This window comes from Thermogemmata fonticola (assembly GCF_013694095.1).
GTDB classification, from domain to species: Bacteria; Planctomycetota; Planctomycetia; order Gemmatales; family Gemmataceae; genus Thermogemmata; species Thermogemmata fonticola.
This window is the reverse complement of the sequence record NZ_JACEFB010000004.1, coordinates 255,131-276,834: the sequence shown is the minus strand read 5'-3', so window position 1 is coordinate 276,834 and position 21,704 is coordinate 255,131. Positions and strand designations below refer to the sequence as shown.

Annotated in this window: 12 protein-coding genes; 4 read left to right on the top strand and 8 right to left on the bottom strand. The window is 65.0% G+C overall.

Annotated features, from left to right (window positions below):
• Positions 1–6: 6 nt before the first annotated feature.
• Positions 7–2,946, bottom strand: a complete 2,940-nt coding sequence (locus tag H0921_RS08390) for a proton/sodium-translocating pyrophosphatase (RefSeq protein ID WP_194537599.1) — start codon at positions 2,944–2,946, stop codon at positions 7–9.
• A 526-nt stretch (positions 2,947–3,472) separates the two neighbouring features.
• Here H0921_RS08390 and H0921_RS08385 point away from each other — a divergent pair.
• On the top strand, positions 3,473–4,399 hold the full coding sequence (locus H0921_RS08385) for a hypothetical protein (protein WP_194537598.1): 927 nt from the start codon (positions 3,473–3,475) through the stop codon (positions 4,397–4,399).
• 139 nt (positions 4,400–4,538) lie between these two features.
• Here the strand turns inward: H0921_RS08385 and H0921_RS08380 are convergent, their stop codons facing one another.
• The 5 genes from H0921_RS08380 to H0921_RS08360 all read right to left on the bottom strand — a co-directional run bounded on the left by H0921_RS08380 (position 4,539) and on the right by H0921_RS08360 (position 14,519).
• On the bottom strand, positions 4,539–5,297 hold the full coding sequence (locus H0921_RS08380; RefSeq protein WP_194537597.1) for a PIG-L deacetylase family protein: 759 nt from the start codon (positions 5,295–5,297) through the stop codon (positions 4,539–4,541).
• A 247-nt stretch (positions 5,298–5,544) separates the two neighbouring features.
• Positions 5,545–7,815 carry a hypothetical protein gene (locus H0921_RS08375; RefSeq protein ID WP_194537596.1) on the bottom strand — a complete coding sequence of 757 codons (2,271 nt, stop codon included), beginning with the start codon at positions 7,813–7,815 and terminating at the stop codon, positions 5,545–5,547.
• A 150-nt stretch (positions 7,816–7,965) separates the two neighbouring features.
• Positions 7,966–10,299, bottom strand: a complete 2,334-nt coding sequence (locus H0921_RS08370; protein WP_194537595.1) for a hypothetical protein — start codon at positions 10,297–10,299, stop codon at positions 7,966–7,968.
• 111 nt (positions 10,300–10,410) lie between these two features.
• A complete protein-coding gene (locus tag H0921_RS08365) occupies positions 10,411–11,331 on the bottom strand; it encodes an ABC transporter ATP-binding protein (protein ID WP_194537594.1) in 921 nt (306 codons plus the stop codon).
• Positions 11,332–11,720: 389 nt separating this feature from the next.
• Positions 11,721–14,519, bottom strand: a complete 2,799-nt coding sequence (locus tag H0921_RS08360) for a cation-translocating P-type ATPase (protein WP_315851866.1) — start codon at positions 14,517–14,519, stop codon at positions 11,721–11,723.
• Between the two features lie 293 nt (positions 14,520–14,812).
• On the opposite strand from H0921_RS08360, the gene H0921_RS08355 reads away from it, so the two are divergent.
• Both H0921_RS08355 and H0921_RS08350 read left to right on the top strand, forming a co-directional pair.
• Positions 14,813–17,101 (top strand): DEAD/DEAH box helicase, encoded by a 2,289-nt coding sequence (locus H0921_RS08355; protein WP_194537592.1) that lies wholly within the window; start codon positions 14,813–14,815, stop codon positions 17,099–17,101.
• A gap of 149 nt (positions 17,102–17,250) precedes the next feature.
• A complete protein-coding gene (locus H0921_RS08350) occupies positions 17,251–17,625 on the top strand; it encodes a hypothetical protein (RefSeq protein WP_194537591.1) in 375 nt (124 codons plus the stop codon).
• A 94-nt stretch (positions 17,626–17,719) separates the two neighbouring features.
• Here the strand turns inward: H0921_RS08350 and H0921_RS08345 are convergent, their stop codons facing one another.
• On the bottom strand, positions 17,720–19,873 hold the full coding sequence (locus tag H0921_RS08345; RefSeq protein ID WP_194537590.1) for a tetratricopeptide repeat protein: 2,154 nt from the start codon (positions 19,871–19,873) through the stop codon (positions 17,720–17,722).
• 191 nt (positions 19,874–20,064) lie between these two features.
• Positions 20,065–21,096, bottom strand: a complete 1,032-nt coding sequence (locus tag H0921_RS08340) for a TIGR02996 domain-containing protein (protein WP_194537589.1) — start codon at positions 21,094–21,096, stop codon at positions 20,065–20,067.
• A gap of 87 nt (positions 21,097–21,183) precedes the next feature.
• Here H0921_RS08340 and H0921_RS08335 point away from each other — a divergent pair, with 87 nt between their 5' ends.
• Entirely contained in the window at positions 21,184–21,666 is a 483-nt protein-coding gene (locus H0921_RS08335; RefSeq protein WP_194537588.1) for a DinB family protein, read from the top strand.
• Positions 21,667–21,704 lie beyond the last annotated feature (38 nt).

Genomic DNA, 21,704 nt, shown 5'->3' with positions numbered 1-21,704 from the left:
CGGCTATCAGCGACTGCTCCCGGCCGCGGTGAGGGCCTCCTGTTCCAGCTCCTCTTCGATCTGCCGGACTTCCGCCGATTCCTGTTTGGAGCGGTACCAGGCCCAAATGACCGCCAGCACGGCCACGCTGGCGATCACCGCTCCCACCACTACGTTGCCCAGGCCGTCATGGACATTATGGAGGATGACCAGAGGCAACGCCAGCAGGCTGACCATGTTCATGACCTTGATCAAGGGGTTGATCGCCGGTCCGGCGGTATCCTTGAGCGGATCGCCGACGGTATCGCCGGTGACGCTGGCTTTGTGCTTTTCCGAGTATTTGCCGGTTTTTTCCGTGCGGGGTTCATCTTCGATCATCTTTTTGGCATTGTCCCAGGCGCCGCCGGCGTTGGACATGAACACGGCCAGGAGCTGCCCGCTGAGGATCATGCCGGCAAGGAACCCGCCCAGTGCGAAGGGGCCGAGCAGGAAGCCGACGGCGAGGGGCGTGCCGATCGCCAGCAGGCCGGGTCCGATCAGTTCCTTCTGGGCAGTGGCGGTGCAGATGCTGACCACGCGGCCATAGTCCGGGCTTTTGCTGCCGCTCATGACCGCGGGGTCCTGGAACTGCCGGCGGCATTCGATAACGATGAGATAGGCGGCGCGGCCCACGGCCCGGATGGTCATGGCGCTGAAGAGGAACGGCACCGCCCCGCCGATCAGTACGCCGATGAGCACCAGCGGCTCCGCCACCGTCAGCTTCGACGCCCCGGAGACGAAATCCCCGATGAGCAACTGCCCGATCTTCTCTTCACTGCCGGTCACCAGCACGGCGATGAAACTGGCGAAGAGGGAGACCGCCGCCAACACCGCCGAACCGATGGCAATCCCCTTGGTGATCGCCTTGGTGGTGTTCCCCACCGCGTCGAGATCGGCGAGAATCTGCCGGGCCGCCTGATACTGGTCAGGGGGCAGATACCCTTCTTCACCCTCCTTGAGTTCGTCCCCCTGTTCCGTGCGGTTGTAGCCCATCTCGCCGATGCCGTTGGCATTGTCCGCGACCGGCCCGAAGACATCCATGCTGATGGTGTCGCCGGTGAGGGTCAGCATGCCGATGCCGCACATGGCCACGCCGAAGGCCATGAACAGCAGGTGATCGGGATGGCCGACGATGAGCACGGAGCCGAGGATCGCCGCGGCAATGAGCAGGATCGCCCAGACGGAGCTTTCCAGTCCCAGGGCCATGCCGGCGATGATGTTGGTGGCGTGGCCGGTGTAGCTGGATTTGACGACTTCTCGCACCGGGCTGTATTCCGTGCTGGTCCAGTATTCGGTGCATTTGTTGAGGGCCACCGCCAGGAGAATGCCCAGCAGGCAGCAGAGGACGACGCGGTAATTCAAGCCGGGCACGAGGGGAACGTGATAGCGGACCTGGGCCAGTTGCAGGAGGGTCAAGGTGGGGCGGGCCTCCTGGGGGGCGGCGTGGCCGTATTCCGCGAAGCGCTCCCGTTCCTCCGGTTTCAGTTCCGCAGCCAGGAGGGGCTGTTCCGCCAGGCGGAGGCGTTCCGCGAGGGGCAATTGCCGCCAGGCGTACAGGGCCTGGGAGCGATAGCGCTCGACTTTCTCTTCGAGGCGCAGGGTGGCCTCCGCGACCCGTTCCGGTCCGTTGCGCCATTGCCGCAGGCGGGCGACCAGCGCCTGGAGCGGTTCGCTTTCCTCCCAGCTCAAGCCCAGGACCTGGCGCAACTGGGGCGTGTCGAACAGTTCCTGATACATCCCCTTGTCGATGCCGCGTTCGACGATGTAGGCCGGGTCGAAGTGCAGGTAGATGGCACCGAGGGTGAGGAAGCCGACGCTGCTCAAAGCGGCGCTGCGCCAGAAGCCGCGGTTGATCGAATGCATGGCCACGGCGCTATTCCCTTGAACGATGCCGCGCCCGACCAGCGCGGTGCTGAGCATGCTGCTGAGCACGCCCACCGCCTGGACCAGGAGGGGGAAGATCATCCCCTTATAGCCGAAGGCGGCGTAGCCGAGCATGACAGCGGCGACCATCGTGACGGAGTAGCTTTCAAACACGTCCGCCGCCATGCCGGCGCAATCGCCGACGTTGTCCCCGACGTTATCGGCGATGACGGCCGCATTGCGGGGGTCATCCTCGGCCATGGATTGTTCCACTTTGCCGACCAGGTCCGCGCCGACATCCGCCGCTTTGGTGTAGATGCCGCCGCCGACCCGCATGAAGAGGGCGAGCAAGGAGCCGCCGAAGCCGTAGCCCACGAGGATTTCATAAGCCAGCTCGCCGAAGACGAGGAGCAGCAGCACGCCGCCGAGCAGTCCCAGCCCGCAGGTGAACATGCCGGTGATGGCGCCGGTGCGGTAAGCCAGCCGCATGGCTTGGCCGAAGTTTTGGCGTGCCGCCGCCGCCACCCGCAGGTTCCCCGTGGTGGCCAAGCGCATGCCGGTGAACCCGACCGCCGCGGAAAAGAGGGCGCCCAACAGGAAGGCCAGCCCGCGCCCCAAAGCGATCACCTGCAACTCCTCGACGGAGTGCACCGTCGTCTCCGGCGCCCAGGGCCACTTGGCCGCGATAATCACCCCGGTGATCAGGACAATGAGCAGTCCCACGACCGAGAACTGCCGCCGCAGATAGGCATTGGCTCCGGCCCGCACCGCCGCTGCCACCTTCTGCATCGCCGGCGTCCCAGTGTCCGCCGCATACACCTGCCGCATCAATGCCGCTGCATACCCCAGACCTGCTACTGCAATCACCAGGCAGGCCAGCAGCCCTAGCTTTTCCCCCCAGCCATACACCGCGGAAGTGAAAAAGCCAAACGGCTGCCACGACCCCGATCCCATCGCCCCTGGACCGGACGTGTCCGCCCCCAACAGACCGAGCGGCAGCACACAACCGACCGCTATCATCCACCACCATCGCGGCCGGAACTGGCGAGAGCGCTGCGGCGGCATAACTCACCCCGCTTCCTGTTGCCGTCGGGAGATGCTCGATCCCACCCCGCCTGCCCAGGGGAGAGCCGGTTGGCCAGCGGAGCGGAGTTCTTCCTTCGAGCCGGTACCGACGGAAGCCTCTAGACCTCTCTCATCGCTCATGAGAATGGTAAAGATAGACCATCTTCTCCCTCTTGTCCACGCCTGGCGGGAATCGCCGGCGCCGGCCCCCACCCGCGCGAACCGCTTGCCCAACCCGGCCCCCCACGGACCGAGAACGGAGACCGCGCCCGGCCTCCCTGGGACGGCCTCACACCTCCGCCTTCCCCCTTGCCGCCTTCTTCCTTCCCCCCACTCGGCCCCCTGGCTATAACCCCATCTCCATGATACCTCGGCCCACCCCCGATTCCATTTCTCCCCTCTTCCCCATTCCGACGCAGTGTTCCCCTCGCAACACCGTTTTACAATAGACTCAGGAATGGAAGCTCCGGACGCAGGAACGCACCGCTTGGGACAAGGAAGGCACCGCCTCCTCGGAGATCGCCCGATGCGAACCCCACTGGCCGCTTGGACAGCTCCCCTGGTCCTCCTGGGCACAACCGCAGCAGCAGCGCTCGTGCAACCTGCCGCGCCGCCGAAGCTCGATCCGGCCCTGGTCCAAAAGCAGAAAGAGCAGTTGAAGGGCCACCTGGCCAAGGTGAAAATCTCCGGGGTCCACGTGGTGGAAACGCCGCACTTTCTGTTCGCCAGCACTCTGGAGGGCGGCAAAGTGCAGGCCATGCAGGGGCCTTTGGAGAAGCTCGTTCCCGTGGCACGGTCCGCTCTGGCTTTGCCGGGGGACGAGATGCCCTGGGCGGGGAAGCTGGCCATCTGCTATCTGCCGGAGCCGCGGGACTTCCGCACCTTCGTCCGCGAGGTGCTTAGGGAGCAACCGGAACGGGTGCATTACCGGCTCAACGCCGAGGCGCCCCTGTTGGTCACCTCCGGCCAGGCGATCGGCGCGGCGACGGAAGCGGAGCGGCAGCAAGTCGTCTTGGCCCAGGTGGCGGAAGCCTTCCTCCGCGGACGGTATCCCCAGTCGCAGTTCCCCGCCTGGCTGACCGGCGGCTTTGGCCGCGTCTGCCTCTTGCGGGCCGACGGCCTCAAATCCCCGCGCTACGCTGCTTACCGCAAGCAGGTCCTGCAACTGATCCGCGAGAACCGCCTCAAACCAAGCGATCTGCTGGGCGAACAACTGCCGGAACGGGGCGAGGTGCTGGCCAATAGCTTCGTCGAGTTCCTCGCCTTTGGGCCGGAGGCGAACAACTTCCCCGCCCTCCTGTCCGGCTTCCGCCCCGATGAGAATGGCCAGATCCCCAGCGCCGTTGCGCTCCTGGAACGCCTGGGTCTGGTCGGCACTGCCTTCGAGGAGAGATGGCGGAACTGGGTCCTGGGCAAGTTGCCGGCCCCGAAAAAGGACCCCGTCCGCAAGTGAACCCCATCCAGACGGCAGAACGGAAGCGGGGGGAAGCGGAACGCGGAGATACCTCCCACCAGGGAAACCGCCGTCCTTCAACTCCCATCCAGGCCGGAGCAGCTTGGTTTGGGGATGCTGGGGGGAGGTTTGCTGTCTTTCAACTCCGTACAGGCCGGAGCAACTCCGCGAGCAGATTGTTTTGGGGATAGCTGTGGCCGAGGTGTTGGCGGAAGCCTTCGGCGTAAGGCAGTCCGGCAGCGTGCCCCTGCGTCGCCGCCCAGTTTTTCATCGACTCGACGAGGTTGTCCACGCCGTGGTGCTTGCGCAGCCAGGCCCGCTGGCTTTCGTGGCAGGCCAGCATGGCGGCTTTCTCCTCGATCACCGCTGAAATATCCACCCAGAACGCGGGCCGGATCGGCTGGCCAAATACGTCCTTCCCTTCCAGCGGATCGCAGTAGTACAGGTGCGGGATATGCTCCAGCGGCGGATGAATGTGCCGGCCGTACAGGAAGTTCGGCACCGGAGCGGCAAAGGTGGCGGCCCGCACAATCCGGCTCGTCTGCTCATGGTCGAGATGATAGTCATCCGGACTGTGGGTGAACACGATCTGCGGGCGGACGGCGTTGAGCAGGCGCACCACCTTTTCCAGGACATTTTCGTTGTAGATCACGCGGAGGTCCCGCTCTTCCAGGCAATGGTAGGTGGCGCCGATGCGGGCGGCCGCCGCTTGGGCTTCCCCCCGGCGAATCCGGGCGATCTCCTCCGGCGGATGTTCCACCGAGCCGCAATCCCCCGGCGTCATGCTAGCAATGTGAATGGTCCAGCCCTGCTCCCGGCGGAGCCGAATGAGGGAACCCGCACAGAGAAACTCCGCATCGTCGGGATGGGCCAGCACAGCCAGAGCTACGCGCTCCATGGAATTGCTCTCCTCTACTGCCGCGCGAAGGGCTAGGCTTTGTCCCCGTTCCCTCCGCTCTGGTTTTATTCCTTCCGCGGGGCATTCGCCGCTTGGGCCTTGGGTCGGGTTTCCTGTTCGCGCCGTCCCGCTTTTTCCGCTGCCTCCTGCGCTACGGACCGAACCTGGGGAGGCCGGACCAGGAGACAGGCCGGGGACCCGCGGTCTGCCGCTTCGCTTTCGCTGGCCTCCACCTTAAGGGAATTCCCTACGGATTGCTGCCGGAAGCGGACACAGCCGGGGCGGGATTTTCTCCGCTCGAAGGAGCGCTGGCTGTTCCTCGATTGCGGGCGCGCTGGATGCCAAAGTTGACCCGCACGGACTCTTTGATGCTGTCCCGGACCCACGGCGTCTTGGCCGGATCATTCGGATCGATCGGCCCGGCGAAGGGGGAGAAGAAGTTCTCGGCGACGTACCATTTGATCTCTTCGCGGGCTTCGGAGCGCCACTGCGGGGTGGAAGCCGGCGGGTCGTCGCTGGCAGCATGAGGATACGGCGGCGGCAGGAAGGGCACCAGCGGGCGCAAACGTTCCACCGTCTCATTGGCGTTGAGCTGGGACTGGCGGTGGGTTTGCGGGAACGGCAGGCTGAGGAACGGCACGATGGCCCGCGCCGGCGCGACCACCTGATTGGCCTTTTCCCGCACCCGTTCATCATCCGCCACGATCAGGCGCAGGTAGGACAGCTCATATTCGTAGGTCTCCTCTTCTGTGCGTTCGGAGGTTTCCGAGCGGTGGAAGCGGGGGTTGTTGAGGAGCACGTTGCGCCAGGCGAGCAGGCCCTGTTCGTAGAGGCGGATGGCTTGTTCCTTGCGGCCGAGTTTGCGGGCCTGTTCCGCTTGCCAGAGGGTTTTGCGGGCGAGCATGGTTTCGCGCTGGGCCTCGGCCTCGGCTTGAGCCAAGAAGTAGGGGAAGTTGGTGACCGCGCGGTTTTGCTCGTAGTAAGTGAGGGCGGCGCGGGCGAGGAACTCCGGGCGGTTCCGCCAGTCCTGGGGAATGTCGAAGAGGTTCAAGCCAGGGGGCAGCTTTTCGGCCAAGCGGCGGTAGCGCTCCAGGCGTTCCGGCGACACTTCCAGACCGTAATCGTAACCGTGCTTGCGCCACATCTCGGCGGCTTTCCGCCAGGCTTCCAAAGACCAGTCCCGCTCGGTGCCCACGATCACCGGCCGCCGATCCGCGTCGGGGAACCACCAGAGGCTCGGATCATCGCGGGGATCATCGATCCGCCAGCCTTCGTTGTCGAACCAACCCTCTTTCTGTTCCATTTCCCCCTGGTAGCTTTGGCAACGGGGATCATACTGGCGGAAGATGATGAGCATCGGGGCGCGCGGCACGCGGTAGAGCAATTGGTTGTACTCTTCCGGCGTGGGCGTGCGCCAGGGCAGGGGATTGCCTTCTTCATCGACCGGCTGCGGCGGCAGCGGCAGGCAGGAGTAGGCATACCAGGCGCGGGCGGCCTGATAGGCGGAAAAGTCATCGCCGAGAATGAGACCAGGATGGGGATACTCTTCACTGAAGCGCGGCGGCAGAACGGGAAACTGCTTGTCCGGGTCGTGCAGGTCGTTGGCGTTTTTGTAGCGGCTGGGCACGTCCTGGTTGTCGCGCAGGAATTGGATGATGTCTTCAGGGCGGGGGCATTTGAGGGCTTCCTCGACGCGCTGGCGCGTGCGTTCATCAGCGGCAGCGACTCGCCGGTCTTCTCCCCGCAGGCGGCGGACCAGGTGGGGGTACTTGCGGCAGAAGGCTTCGAAGCGGGCCAGGTCCACACCGCCCGTCCGCGGATCGATGAACAGTTGCGGGTTCCGCTCGCCGGGAGGAATGCAGGACAACTGGAACAGGCAGCGGAGCACTTCCACCTGGTCCGACACGCCGAACTTGTTCTGATAGGTAAAGGCGAGCCAGAAGCGGATGTCCGGCGAGCCGAGCTTGCGTTCTCCCGCCACGGGATCGCGTACCGTGTGGGTGTTGCGCCGTTCGCCTTCGGCGAGCAGCTCGATGCCGCGGGCAATGTAGAAGTACATGTCCCCGCTGCCGTGCATCTCCACCGACACGTTGTAAGAGATGTTCCAGCCCTGGAACAACCAGGGGGTGATGAAGCGGGGTTGCAAGCGGGTTACCTGCTGGACGCGGGTTTCCAGTTTGTGGAAGTCGTTGCGTTTCTGGGCCTCGATGGCCGAGTGCCAGAGATAGGCCACAGCGAAGCCCCGGCTGCCGGTCAGCGCCAGGCGCAGGCTTTCGCCCGCCAGTTCCGGCTCTCCTTGCTCCAGTTCCCGCAGGTCCAGTTGGTACGATTGGTTCAGGATGGTGCGGCTGGCCAGCCAGTTGGCGGCCTGTTGCAGGCGGTGCTTCGCCGGGCGGCTCAGATCGCTCAGCGGCACAGCGATCACCCCGCGCCAGACCATGCTGAGGGTAAACAGCACCACGATGGCGGCGAAGTAAAAAATTTTGCGGCGCACTGCGGCTTGCTGGAGTGGATTCATCGCTGCTCTCTCCTCCGCTGGGCGGGATGCGGGGACTGCGGCCCGCCCCAACGACTGGCTCGCCCCCCCGCGGTTTGGCCGCCCTCAGCGGCTCGTCCGCTCCCAATGGCCCTCCGCGACCCGCGGCAGCCCCTAGCAGCCCAAGCAGCCCTAGGCGGCTACCTCACGGGTCTTGATCAGATAATACGCCAATATCCCCCACGGCAGGAGATAACCGAATGTCGTCAGCAGGTTCACCACCAGATATTCGGTGTTAACATTGAATCCTTCCGCCACGAAGTGGCTCCAGTTGAACGACTCCATATCGGGAATGACGTTCTGGATGCGGCGGAAGACCCAAGCGCTGAAGCGGTCGAAGAGCGTCACGGCACGGGAGGCCACCGATTCGCTCAGCGGGGTGGTGGGCTGCTCGGCCCGGATCAGGCGGGCCATGCTTTCGATCGGTCCGCCGCCGATGTTGCGGTTGTAGGCCACATCCGCCAGATGTTCCGGGAAGAAGCCGAAGATGAAGATGACAGCCGTCGCCAGCAGGCTGAGCACGCTGCTCAGATAGGTACCGCAGGCCACGGCGATCCCGATGACAATGCACAGCCAGCACCAGTAGCCGACCATGCTCTTGAGATAGTTCCAGGCGAAGGGTTGTTCGTATTCCAAAAGGTAGAGGTCGGGTTCGGCCATGCCGAGCATTTGGCCAGGGCTTTCGCATTTGACATAGACGCTGAGGCGGGGGGCGGGGCGTTCCTGGCCGTCCTTCCCTTTGATGCGGGGCGGTTCCCCTTGCAGGGCATTGCGGATCAGACCCGCCGGGATTTCCACCCCCATGACGGTAAAGTCAAAGACTTCCTTGCCGCGAATCTCGAAGAAGCCGAATTGCTCGGCCAGTTTGTTGACTTCCTCCCAGGCTTTGCTGCCCGGCACCGCTCCGTCGGGATTGATGCCGCGTGCCCGCAGTTGCTCCACCGCCTTCTGGTACTCCTGCTCCCGCTGTTCGTCGCGCCAGTGCCACTCGCCGCCTTCATTGGGCCGCGGCGGGCGTTGCAGGGCCTGATGGGTGACGAAGCGGAAGTTGACGCTGACCCCCCGGTTCTGCTCCCCTTTGGTCATGCGGTAGATGTCGAAGGTGAACTCCACCGGGACGCGATCGCCGGGCACGCGGGCCAGTGAGGCCGGCAGGCGCTCAAAGTGCCAGATCGCCCGCTGGGCCGAATAGGGATGCCCCGCGATGTAGCGGCGGTAGTCAAACTCCCGCCCCACATTCTCGCCGGTGAACTCCCGCTTCTCCCGCCGGTATTGCGCTTCCAGGCTACCGAACTCCAGCTTGCCTCGGACCGGCACGCGGGCCTTGTACGTCTCCTGCCGGGCGCGCTCCGACACATTCGTGTTCTCGATCAGCACCAGGTTCGCCCCCGCCAGGCCCAGCAGCACCAGGGTCATCAGGGCCACGTACCCCACGAACCGCCCCAGGACCAGCTCGAACCGTTCGATCGGTTTGGACGCCGTCGTGTAGATGTTGAGGTTTTTGATGTCGTTGGGCAGGCCGTAGAACGAGGCCAGCAGCACCGCGGGCACCAGGAGCAGCACCGCCAGCACGATGTTGGTCACGTCGATCAAGGCCCGGATTTCATCCGACGGCTTGATATTGGCCATCCAGATGTTGCGGAAGGCATAGGGCGCTAGCACCAGGAGGAAAATCCAGAGCATTTGGCTGCTGAGAGCTTCCTTGAAGCTGAGCTTGGCCACGGCCCAGATCGGTCCTTCCGCTTCAAACAGGAGCAGCACCAACAGCGCTCCCACGAGCACACCGAGCGCCACCAGGAGCCACCCCAGCCAGATGGCGAACAGGCGGCTGGCCTCTGCGGCATACAAACCGGCCCCCGCCAGCAGATACAGGCCCAAACCCACCGCCAGCCACCAGGATTGGCGGGTTGTCAACAGGCTGGTGCTCCAGGTGCGGACCGCCCGGCCAAAGCGCACCAGCGGCGCCAGACCCAGCGAGAAGTTTTTGCGGAGGATTTTGAGCAGGTCCCGCGCGAACGGCTCACCGATCCCCAACAGGGCGAATAGACCCGCGAAGGTGAGGAACAGCGACTGCCAGTCCGTGTGCACCGTCGGCGGCGGCAGGACGAAGGGGACGCCGGGTTCCGGCACCGGCAGGGGCGGCGGGGCGATCGGCTGGCCGAACAAGCTCACCGTGCCGCGCCATTGCAACACCAGCAGCGCTCCGACCACCGCATAGCCGATCAGGGCCAGGGCAAACATGAACAGCATCCAGCGGCTCACCGGCACGCGCAGACGCTCCGATTGCGATTTGTCCGTCGGCACCGTCAGGGCGTAGAGCAAATAGAGAATCAGACCCGCAATGGCGAAACCGCCGGCGTCCTGGATCCAGGATTGGATCATGCCGGGAATCTGGGCGTAGCCGTAGGGTTCCCCTTTGTCCAGTTGCAGGATGCCCCACAGCGGGGGGAGTGTCACGGCAGCCATAGCCTCCAGGTTCCTCTCCATCCCAGGTTGAATGCGCAGCCCGGTATCATCCGGGAGCCTTCCGCACCGGCCGCAGCCAGCCGCACCGCTTTCCGCCTGGGAGCGTTCGCCTCAGTTCCCGCTTCCGTTGCCGGAAGTTCCATTTTCCACCGGCGGCAGATAGCGTCGGCCGGGCCGGGCCTTGGATTCCTCGACGATCCGCAAGAACAGGTCTTCGAGGGTGGTGGTTGGGTGGCCGACCGATTCGAGGGTGCCGCCGTGCTTGCGGAAGACTTCCTCCAGGTCCGCCTTCAACTGGGGCGTCTCCTTGACATTACGGGCGCGGACTTCCAGGCGGGCGGCATCGGCCAGCAGGCGGGACACCTCCCCCACCTCTTGCAGGTCTCCGTTGTAGAGGATGGCGATCCGGTCGCACACGTCCTGCACATCATCGAGCCGGTGCGAACACATCAGCACCGTCTTCCCCTTCTTCTTGAGGTCTAGGATCAGGTCCTTCATCCAGCGCGTGCCGATCGGGTCCAGGCCGCTCGTCGGCTCGTCCAGAATGATCAGCTCCGGGTCGTTGATCAGCGCCTGCGCCAGGCCGATCCGCTGCCGCATGCCCTTGGAATACTCCTTGAGAATCCGCTTCTTATCGGCGGACAAGCCGACGATTTCGATCAGCTCCGCGGCCCGCTTACGCCGCACCTCCGGATCGAGATGGAAGAGCCGCCCGTAGAAGTCGAGCGTCTCCTCGGCATTGAGGAAGCGATACAGGTACGATTCCTCCGGCAGGTAGCCGATTCGCTCGTTCTTCTCTACCTTGGCCGCCGGTTCGCCGAAGACGAAGGCATCGCCGCTCGTCGGGAAGAGTAGCCCCAGGAGCAGCTTGATGGTCGTGGTTTTGCCGGAACCGTTGGGGCCGAGCAGGCCGAAAATTTCGCCCCGGTAGATTTTTAGGTCCAGGGCGTTGAGGGCCGTCTTCTTCTTCCGCCCCCAGAAGTCCCGATAGACCTTGGTCAGGCTGCGGGTTTCGACGACGACATCCGCCATAGTGTTCCCCTCACCCCGTCTTGGGGGCTTCTCCTCTGCGCGGGCTGGCCGAGCGGGGTGCCATTCGAGCCATCCGGGTCGGGGCGCCGGTGGGGGCTTGTGGATTGATTCCCCTGGCGGCTCCTCTTACTAGACCCCTGGGTGAACCGGCACGCCAGCGGTCCCAGCCCGCCTCGCCCCTGCCAGCGTGAAGCACACCAGGAACCGGCAGGCTGCGCAGCTCCGGCAAGCTCCCCGGTTCCTCCGCTTCCCTGCCAGCGTCCTTTTCCTCTTACGCCCGTGATCTGGTGACGGTTCGCAGATTTATCGTAGGAACTGCTCTGCGGGGAGTCTGCCATAGGGGTGATGGAGTCAGCCAAGCGGGAAGGAGGCCAAAGGCCAAGCGGGAATCAGGGGCGATGGGGTGGAACAGGGGTCCAGACTGGACCGAAGAGGAGAGGACCGACGAAAGCTTTTTCCATCTCGATGATGCCATAGACCACCAGTCCGTAGGCCAGGATGGCCGCCCATACGTCGGCGGGGAGAGGCCCCAGGTGGAAAAGGGTGCTCAGGGGCGGCAGGTGAGTCAGCAGGACCTGGCAGAAGGTCATCGCGGCGGCACCGAACCAGACCCACGGATTGCTCCACCAGCCGATGTAGAACATGGAATGGGTCAGGCAGCGGCAATTGAACAGGTAGAACAGCTCGACGAAGACGATGGCGTTGACGGCAGCGGCGCGGGCCACCTCGATGGGCGCCTCCCGCACCAGGAGCAGCCACTCGTAGAGGCCGTAAGCTCCCAGCAAAATCAGCAGGCTGACGAAAGCTGTCCGTATGATCAGGGGGTAATTCAGCAGCGGGGCATGGGGGTGGCGCGGGGGGCGGCGCATGATGTTCGGTTCCTTCGGTTCAAACACCAGCATCAATCCCAGGAGCAAGGCGGTGGACATGTTGATCCAGAGCACCTGGATGGGCAGCACCGGCAGGGAGGAACCGACGAGGATGGCGGCCATCAGAACCAGTCCCTCGCCGAAGTTGGTGGGCAGGGTCCAGACGACGAATTTGACCAGGTTGTCGAAGACTCCGCGGCCTTCCTCGATGGCGGCTTCGATTGTGGCGAAGTTGTCATCGGTCAGGACCATGTCGGCGGCTTCGCGGGCGGCGTCGGTTCCCGACAGGCCCATAGCGATGCCGATGTCGGCCTGTTTGAGGGCCGGGGCATCGTTGACGCCATCGCCGGTCATGGCCACGATATGGCCGCGGCTTTGCAAGGCGCGCACGAGGCGGAGCTTTTGGTCCGGCGCGGTGCGGGCAAACACCGCTACTTCCTCCGCCAGGGCCGGCAGGTCCGCATCGGAGGTTTGGGCCAATTCCAGGCCGCTGACGGCCCGCAGCCGCCCTGTCGCCGCCTCGCGCGCTCCGTGGAGGCCGAGTTGTTCCGCGATGGCGGAGGCCGTCAGGGTGTGATCCCCCGTGATCATCTTGACCGCGATCCCCGCTTGCTGCGCCAGGCGGACGGCCTCGATCGCTTCGGGCCGCGGCGGATCGATCATGGCGAACAGGCCCAGGAAGGTCAGCTCCTGCTGCACGTCCTCATGTTGGAGGAGGGCCTTTTCCGGCGGCGCCAGCTTGCGTGCCACGGCGAGGATGCGCAAGCCTTCCGCACTCCAGGCGGCGGCCTGGGCCAAGATCGCCTCCCGCGCCTCCGGCCCCAGCGGCTGAACGTGGCCATACCGATCCCACCGGTCCTGACATTGCGCCAAAATCCGCTCCAGGGAACCTTTGACGTAGATGAGGCGATGCCGATCCGGACCGGTGTCGTGCAACGTCGCCATGTACTGCCGCTCCGATTCGAAGGGGAGCACATCGAGGCGCGGCAGCTCCTCCTGGAGCACATGGGGGTCCAGGCCGGCTTTGCGAGCGGCGACGATGAGCGCCCCTTCCGTGGGGTCTCCGTGGATGTCGTAGCGGCCCGCCTCTTCGACCAGGACGGCATCATTGCAGAGCATGCCGGCACGCAAGCATTCCAGCAAAGCCACTCGTCCGTGCCAGTCTTCGATGGACAGCGGCTGTGCCCCCAGCGCTTGATTGTGCTCCTCCAGCAAGCCAATCTCTCCGAGGTAATGGATTTCCCCCTTCGGTTCGTAACCAGCGCCGCTGACGGCAAAGCACTCTCCTCCGGCCAGCAAGCGGGTCACCGTCATCTGGTTTTGGGTCAGGGTGCCGGTTTTGTCCGAACAGATGACGGTCGTGCTCCCCAGGGTTTCCACCGCGGGCAGCTTGCGGATGACGGCGCGGCGGGCCGCCATGCGGGAAACCCCAATCGCCAGCATGATGGTCACAGCGGCGGGCAGCCCTTCTGGAATGGCCGCCACGGCCAGGGCCACCGAGGCCAGAAACATCTCCCCCGCTGCCAGCCCGCGCAGGACCCCCACCAGGAAATTGACGGCAGCCAGGCTCAGAATCACCACGAGCAGCACTCGGCTGAAATGCGCGATCCGGCGAGTCAAGGGGGTGGCGATCTCCTCGGCTTCGGCCACCGCGGCGGCGATCCGCCCCACTTCCGTGCCGTCCCCCGTGGCCACCACGATCCCCACTCCCTGGCCGTAGGCGACCAGCGAGGAGGCGAAAGCCATGTTGCTCCGATCCGCCAGCAAGGTTTCCGGAGGCAGCGGCTCGGTCTGTTTCTCGACCGGCGTGGATTCCCCGGTCAAAGCGGCTTCCGCCGTCCGCAGTTCCCGGACGCGCACCAGGCGCAGGTCGGCGGGCACCCGATCGCCGCTCTGGAGCAGCACCACATCCCCCGGCACCAGCGTGCGGGCCGCCACGCGCTCCTTCCGCCCTTCCCGCACGACGGTGGCCAGCTCAGGTATCGACTGGGCCAACGCCTCAATCGCCCGCGTCGCCCGGTATTCCTGGATGAAGCCCACGATGGCATTGACCAGCACGACGCCGAAAATGACCGCCGCATCCAGATATTCGTCCAGCCAGAGCGTCACCGCCGTAGCTGCCAGCAAGATGTAAATCAGCGGTTGGTGAAACTGTAAGAGGAATGTCAGCAGCGGTCCGCGTTGACGCCGTCGCGACCATTCATTCGGGCCATAGCGCCGCTGCCGCTGCTCCACCTCCGCCGCCGACAGCCCCTGTTCCACATCCGTGCGCCAGTAAGTGGCGACTTCCGCCGCAGTCAGGGCATGCCAAAGCGGCACTTCTGAACCCTCCGGGGACAGACCCGCGAGCGAAGGGGGCGCACTTGCCCCAGCTCCCTTTGTTGAGCTTGGAAAGCGGTCAGGAGAAGGGTCCATACTGATTCTCCTCAGCAGTGGCGAGAGGCTCCCTTTTGGAAGCAAGCTGGGGTGCGGGGGTGCAAAGGGCATGCCTGGCGCAGGTCCTGTGCGGGATTTTGGCGCCTGAGTGCAGCGGGTATAATGGCAGCACAATGTTCAGGCTGCGGGACGATCCGGCGCCAACGTTCTCCTTCCGACCGAACCAGGCACAGGATATGCTACGGGACGAGCAGATCGAGTTGCGGCGGCAGCGAGCCAGCGCGGAGTCTCTGGAGATCCGCAACTGCGGCAAAAACCGCGTCTTTTCCACCTTCCAGGTCCGCAATCCTGCAAGCCAGGGGGAATACGAAGTCATCATCCGCGGCTGGGAAGTGGGGAGCAATTACTGCTCCTGTCCCGATTTTCGGGTCAACACCCTGGGCACGTGCAAGCATATCGAAGCGGTACTCCAGAAGCTGCGGCAGGAAGTACCGGAGCATCTGCTCAAGCGCAAAGCGCCGGTGACGCAGCCGGAGATTTATCTGCGTTACGGGGAGCAGTTGCAACTGGCGATCCTGATGCCGCCGCGCTGCTCGGATGCCTTGCGGCGCTTGGCCCGCGAGTTCTTCAACGAGCAAGGGCTATGGCAGGGGGGCCGGCGCTTCGCCGAGCTGCGCCAAGCGATGGAGGACGTGCCCGAAGAAATCCTCCTGCGCAGCGACGCGGAAGAGTACATCTACCGGGAAATCGAACGGGATGAGATGCTGGGCAAGGAGAAGGAATGGCTGGCGCAGTTAGAAGCCGGTCGGCTGGCCTGGACCTTGCTGCGCGTGCCTCTGTATGACTACCAGCTCCGCGGGGCGATCTTTCTGGCCTGCCGGGGCCGATGCATCCTCGGCGACGACATGGGCCTGGGCAAGACCGTGCAAACCCTGGCGGCCATGGAAATCCTCGCGCGCGAACGGGGCATCCGCCGCGTCCTCATCATCGCTCCCGCTTCCGTCAAATATCAGTGGGAAACCGAAATCCGCCGCTTCACCGACCGCCCCGTGCGCCTCGTCGAAGGCGGACCGGAAGAACGCCACGCCAGCTACGACGAACACACCTTCTACCTGCTCGTCAATTACGAACAGGTGGTCCGCGACCGCAAAGCCCTCAACGCCTGGAAGCCCGATGTCATCGTCCTCGACGAAGCCCAGCGGATCAAAAACTGGCAATCCAAGACCACCCGCGAGGTCAAAAAGCTCCAGAGCCGCTATGCCGTGGTGCTCACCGGCACGCCCCTCGAAAACCGACTCGAAGAATTGTACAGCATTGTTCAATTTGTGGACGAGCGCCGCTTCGGCCCGGCCTTCCAGTTCCTCCACGATCACCGCATCCTCGACGACAAAGGGCAAGTCAAGGGCTACCGCAATCTGGAGGCGATCCGGGAAAAGCTAGCCCCGATCTTCCTCCGCCGCACGCGGGCCGAGGTCCTCCGTCAGCTTCCCCCCCGCACCGAGAACATTCGCTATGTGGAACTGAGCGAGGCGCAGCGCCGCCATTACGACGCCCAGCGGAGCATCCTCGCCCAGTTGCTCCAAAAGGAACATCTCAGCGAGCATGACCGCAAGCGCATCCTCAGTTGCCTGGTCCGCATGCGCTGCCTCTGCGACAGCCTCTTCCTGTACGATCCCAATCAGCACATCTCGCCAAAGCTCGACGAGTTCGCCGAGCTGGTGCCGGAGTTGCTCAGCAGTTCCAGCCACGAGGAAGGGCATAAGATCGTCGTCTTCTCCCAGTGGGAACGGATGATTGCCGAAGCGGCCCGCGTTCTGAGCAAGGCCCAGATTCCCCACGTCGTCCTGCACGGCGGCTTGACCGGCCCGGAACGGCGCGACGTGCTGGAACGCTTCCAAAAGGACCGCGACTGCCGGGTCTTCCTCAGTACCGATGCCGGCGGCACCGGCCTCAACCTGCAAGTGGCAGACACCGTTATCAATCTGGAGCTGCCCTGGAATCCCGCGGTCCTGGAGCAGCGCATCGCGCGGGTGCACCGCATGGGCCAGGACCGGCCGGTGCGCGTGATCCACTTCGTCACCCGCAATACCATCGAGGAACGCATCCTCCAGGTCCTGCAAACCAAGCGGGACTTATTCCTCCAGTTCTTTGAAGGGGACGAGGAGGAGGTCTCCTTCTCCGCCTTCGAGACTCACGGGTTCCTGGAGGCGGTTCGGGAATTGGTGCAAGAGGGCGAGCCGCGGGCTGCCACCCGCTTGGAGCGCAGCGCAGCCGCTAGCCGATCGGTGGCCTCGGAGGGGGCTGGGACCTCGGAGCGCGCTGTCTGTCCGCCATCGCTGTGGCACGGTCTGGCTCAGATGCTTGAAGCCGCTGCCGCCAGTCTGGGCGAGGCCAGCGCCCGCCGTGCTTCCCTCGATACCGAAACGGAACAGGCCCTGCGGCAGGCCGCCCGACGCTTGCTCGCGGTTCTGGAGCAGTCCCCCCCTTCCGCTTCCGCTGCCGATGGAGAAGGGGCCGCCCCCTGACTCGTAAGCCAGGCGGACCGGAGCGGTATAATGGGATAGATGTGAGATGAGGTTAAGGACACGATAGCGTGATAACTTCTGGGGCAACCGGATGGCAGCGGCGAACCGCTCCATTCCCCATTTCGGTCCCTGGTGCGGGAGGTTCGACCATGACACGCCTGGCTTGCTCTGCCGTCCTCGCCTTGGCTTTGACGTTGGGGAGTCCCGCTTCCAGCCCAGCGCAGATCGTCTACGGCTACACTGTGCCCAACGCGGGAGGCATCGTTCAGGGAGGCACTTATTACTACCCCGGCGGGTACAAAAACTTTTCTTATTACTACTCGCCGTGGACGGGGGTGATCAGCGCCCAGGTGTACGGCCAGAACTTTCTGGGTCAAGCGTATGCCCGCAGTTTCGGCTTCCACCCCTGGACGGGGACGGCATTCAGCACGGGCTACGTCATTCCGAATTACTGGGCCGCTCCGTGGGGCGGCTATAGTTACGGCTACGTCCGCCGCTTTCCGATCTGGGGCTGGCGCTGGTAAAGCCTTCGGACTGGATGGGCGTTGTCCAACTGAGGGAAAGCCCCGCGGGAAACCGCCAGGGATTGGCACTGACAGGAGAATGCCAGCGGCAAGGTCAGGGCGGGGGAGGGAGCGTCTGACTGCGCTGCCGGGCGGCGGCAGCCTTCGCGGATTCCCCCACGCTTTCGTACACGTCGGCCAGCCAGAGCCAGATGCGGCGATCCCTTTTTGCTTCCGGTAAAGCGGCAGCCGTTTCCAGAAGCTGCCGGGCGGCATCCAGGCGTTTTTGCCGAAACAGGACGCGGCCCAGCACGGCGGTGGTGAGGGCGTCGAGCGGCTGGGGCTGTTGCAGAAGGCGGCGCTGCCAGGCGGCGGCATAGCGGGCGTGCCGAGCCAGTTGTTCCGCCTGGGCCAAGTCGCCTTCTTCCTCTTCGGCCAAAAGCAGGGCCAGTTCCCGGCAGGCGGCGGCGTGATCGGGGTCCTGGCGTAACACCGCTTGCCAGGCCAAGCGGGCCGCGGAGCGCTTCCCCTGCTGCTGGAGAAGCTGGGCGCGGGCGGCGTGGACCGCCTGACGTTCCGCTCCGGTGAGGGACTCCTTCAGCAAACAGTCGAGCAGCTCTAAGGCGGCTTCCGCTTGGCCCATCGCGGCCCACAGCCGCGCCTGCTGGAGGCTCGCCGCCACTTGTTCCGCCGCCGGTGTCGCCTCGCGGGCCTTTTGGGCTAGTGCCTCGGCTGTCTGGTGTTGTCCCCGGTGGGCGAGAGCCAAAGCCTGGTGCCAGAGAAACACGTGGCGGCCCGCGGCCGGACCGTCCTGGACGCGCCGCTGACACACCTCCGCCACCTCTTCCCAGCGCTGGAGCCGCCGCAGCACTTCTACCCGGCGCAGGAGAACAGCATCCCGCTGAGCCGCCGGGATCCGCTCCGCTGACTGGCGGTAGAAATGGTCTGCCAGTGCCCACTGCCCCAACTGCTCCGCCAGATGGCCCAGGAAAAAGGCCGCCTCGGCGGATGGGACCGCCCCCTGCACCTGCCGCAGCCATTGTTCCGCCAGGTTCGGTTCGGCGAGCAAGGCCCGGAGGAACAGGTGGGCACGTTCCAGGGTCAGGTGGGCGCGTTGTGGGGCCGTCCCGGAAGGCGGTTCCGGGGCGTTGCGTCCTGGGGCCACTGTTCGTTCCAGCCAGCGGAGTACGTCGAGGCCGCGGCCCTGCTCGATCCAACCCCGCAGCAACTCTTGCAGCACGATTTTGTCCACCCCGCGCTGGAGCAGGCGTTCCGCTAGCTGTTCCGCCCGTTGCCGCGTGGCACTGTGCCGGCCCCATTCTACCGCCAGCACCCCGCCCACGGCGGGCGATTCCCTCGACTGTTCGTAAAGCCGCTGTAACTCGGCGGTCACTTCCGCCGCACTGCGGCCCGCTTGCTGCATCCACTGGACATAACGGCGATAGGGCTGAACCTCGTCCGGCTGGGCCGCTTCGAGATAGCGGCGTTGCTCCTGGACAGCCACGGCCCACTGCTTTTGGCGGGCGGCTAACTCTGCTCGCAGAGCATACAGGCGAAGCCAGCCCTGTTCCTCCTCGCCGCGGCGGTAGAGGCGTTCCGCAGCCAGCCGCGCCTGTTCGGCTTCCGCCAGGCGATCCTGTTCGAGCAAGACGCGGCTTAGAGCTTCCCAGGCCTGGGCCGCCTCCAGATCGGCGCGGCGCGGCGTCCAGACTGCCGCTTGCACTCCTTCGTTCCGCTTTTCGACCGTCCAGTGCAACACGCGGCGCCAGGCTGGCTCTTTCTCCGCCGCTGTGGGGGCTGTTTCGGCCCAATAGCGAGCCAGGCGAATCGCCGCGGCCCAATCCGGGGGCGGGACTTCTCCCTTCAGGGCCTCGCGGGCCAGGTCTGCCACCTCATCCGTCAGGCCCAATTCCCGCAACAGGCGGCAGAGATGTTCGGCGGCGAGCCGATCGTCGCGTCGCGTTTTCCGAACCGTTTGAAGCTGCCGGATCGCCGCGGGAAGCTGTTCCAGCTCTTCATAAATCCGGGCCAATTCCCGGCGTACCGCCGCCGCCTGTGGCTCCCGACGGAGGCTTTCCTCCAGGAAGCGCGCCGCCGTCATCAGCCGCCCATGCCGCCCTTGCCACACCGCCGTGCCAAAGCAGGCCACCGCCTCCCAGTGCTCCTCCCTGCGCGGATCGCTGCGCTGCTGCACCGGGGTTTCCCCCGCCGCCTCGCTACCTAGCAGCAGCCAGCTCAGAAGCCAGACTCTCCGAATCCCGCCTGTCATGCGGATGTCCCATAGTCCCCTGAGGGCTTCCCATAGTCCCGGGCTGCCCGATCCCGGCATCCTGCCGCGGACCTTGTGGCTTCTCCCATACCCTCCCTGTCGAGGATTGCAAGAGCGGACGCCGCATGACGACTTGTCTGGGGAGGGGATTCGCCAAGGGACAAGCCGGAGCCGTCGTCGCAGGCGGAACCTCAGAACAAGGCGACGCGACCGCCGAAGCGGTGGATCAGCAATCGCCGCCCTTCGTGTCCAATGGCGGTGAAGCGGAGATTGAGGTCTTCCAGCGGGGAGTTTTCGGGCCATTTTTCGGTCAAGAGGTGAGCGGTGCGATCTGTCAGCAGATTGCCACCGAGGATAAGCCGGCGGAGTTGCCGGGGCCAAGGGGTTTGCAGGAGGGCGGCCACCGTGCCATCCTGTACGTCATTGGCGGATATGTCCAGGTAATGGAGGCGGGGAAAGCGGTCGGCGGCTCGGAACAGCTCCCGCAGATTGCGATCTCCCAGTTCGGCACCCGATAAATCGAGCACCTCCAGGCGGGGAAAGGGAGGAATGGCCTCGGCTCGTAACGGTCCCGCTTCTCCTCTGTCGTGAGTCTCCTGCGCGAGGCCGCTCTCCGGGCCGCTGCGGCGCAGGACTCGGCCGCCGCCGGGCGGAACCACCCAGCGGTGGGTCGCCGCCGTCCGAATGGCGTGCAGCACCGCGGCCAGTTCCCGGAAATTGGCCGCCGAGGGTTCGCCCTGTGCTGGTTCCAACGGGTTGGCCGGCTGCCCTTGCGCTGGCCCAGCCGAACAGCCAATGGTGCGCCTTACCGCGGCGACGGCGTCCTGCAAGGCAATCTGCGGCAAGGGGATCAATTGCTGCAACTCGGCGGCCCAGGGAAGCAAAAGCCGCAACGGCGCGGTGATGCTCCCGAGCAGCCCGCGGTGGAACTCAAAGTATCCCTCCCGGCGCAGCGGTTCGGGCACGTGCCGGAGCAACTGCTGCTGCTGTTCCAAAAGTTCGTTCTGCCGGCGATAGATCATCACGTGCCGCTCTTGTTCGGCCCGCGGGAGCAGCTCCAGGCGGGCGCTGACCAGTTGCACGCGGATGAACTCCGCCTCGATGCTCCGCCCTTGCTCTTCCAGCCAGTCGGCGAAGATCAGGCGGGGCAGATCGTCATCCGGGGCCTGAGCGATCGCCTGGCGCAGATGCCATTCGTGCCCGTGGTATAATCGTTGTGCCATAGCCGCTTCCGCAGGAGACGCTGTCATTATACCCCGCATCGAGCACGATTAGCTGGGACGGAGACATCCGCAGGAGGAGGCCCAGCCATGAACACACCGGCCCTGTTGCAGGAACTGGCCCGTCAGGTCCGGGAACGGACGCTGCAAGTTTTCCGAGCCGCTCCGGAGGCCGCTCTGCTCTGGGCGCCTCCCGGCACGCAGAACCACATCCTCTGGCACGCCGGGCACGCCGTCTGGCTCATGGATGTGCTCGGTGTTGCCCTGCTGACCGGCCAGCGGAGCCTGCCGCCTTCCTGGGATGAAACCTTCGGCATGCGCTGCCGTCCCCCCGCTCAAACCAGGCAGTGGCCCGATCGCGCCCGGCTCGAACGGCACCTGGAAGAGCAACTGCTCCACTACCTCCGCCTGCTGGACCAGGTTCCCCCCCAGCGCTGGCAACTGCCGCCGGACCCGGCCCACGCCCGCCACAGCTTGATGGGGCAACTGCTCCACGGCTTGCATGACGAAGCGTGCCACAGCGGCGAAATGTATCTGCTCTTGAAACAGTGGCGTCGGCGGTCCCAATCGTAGGAACATCCCCAGGAAGCGCGCTTCCTCCCCGCGTGGAA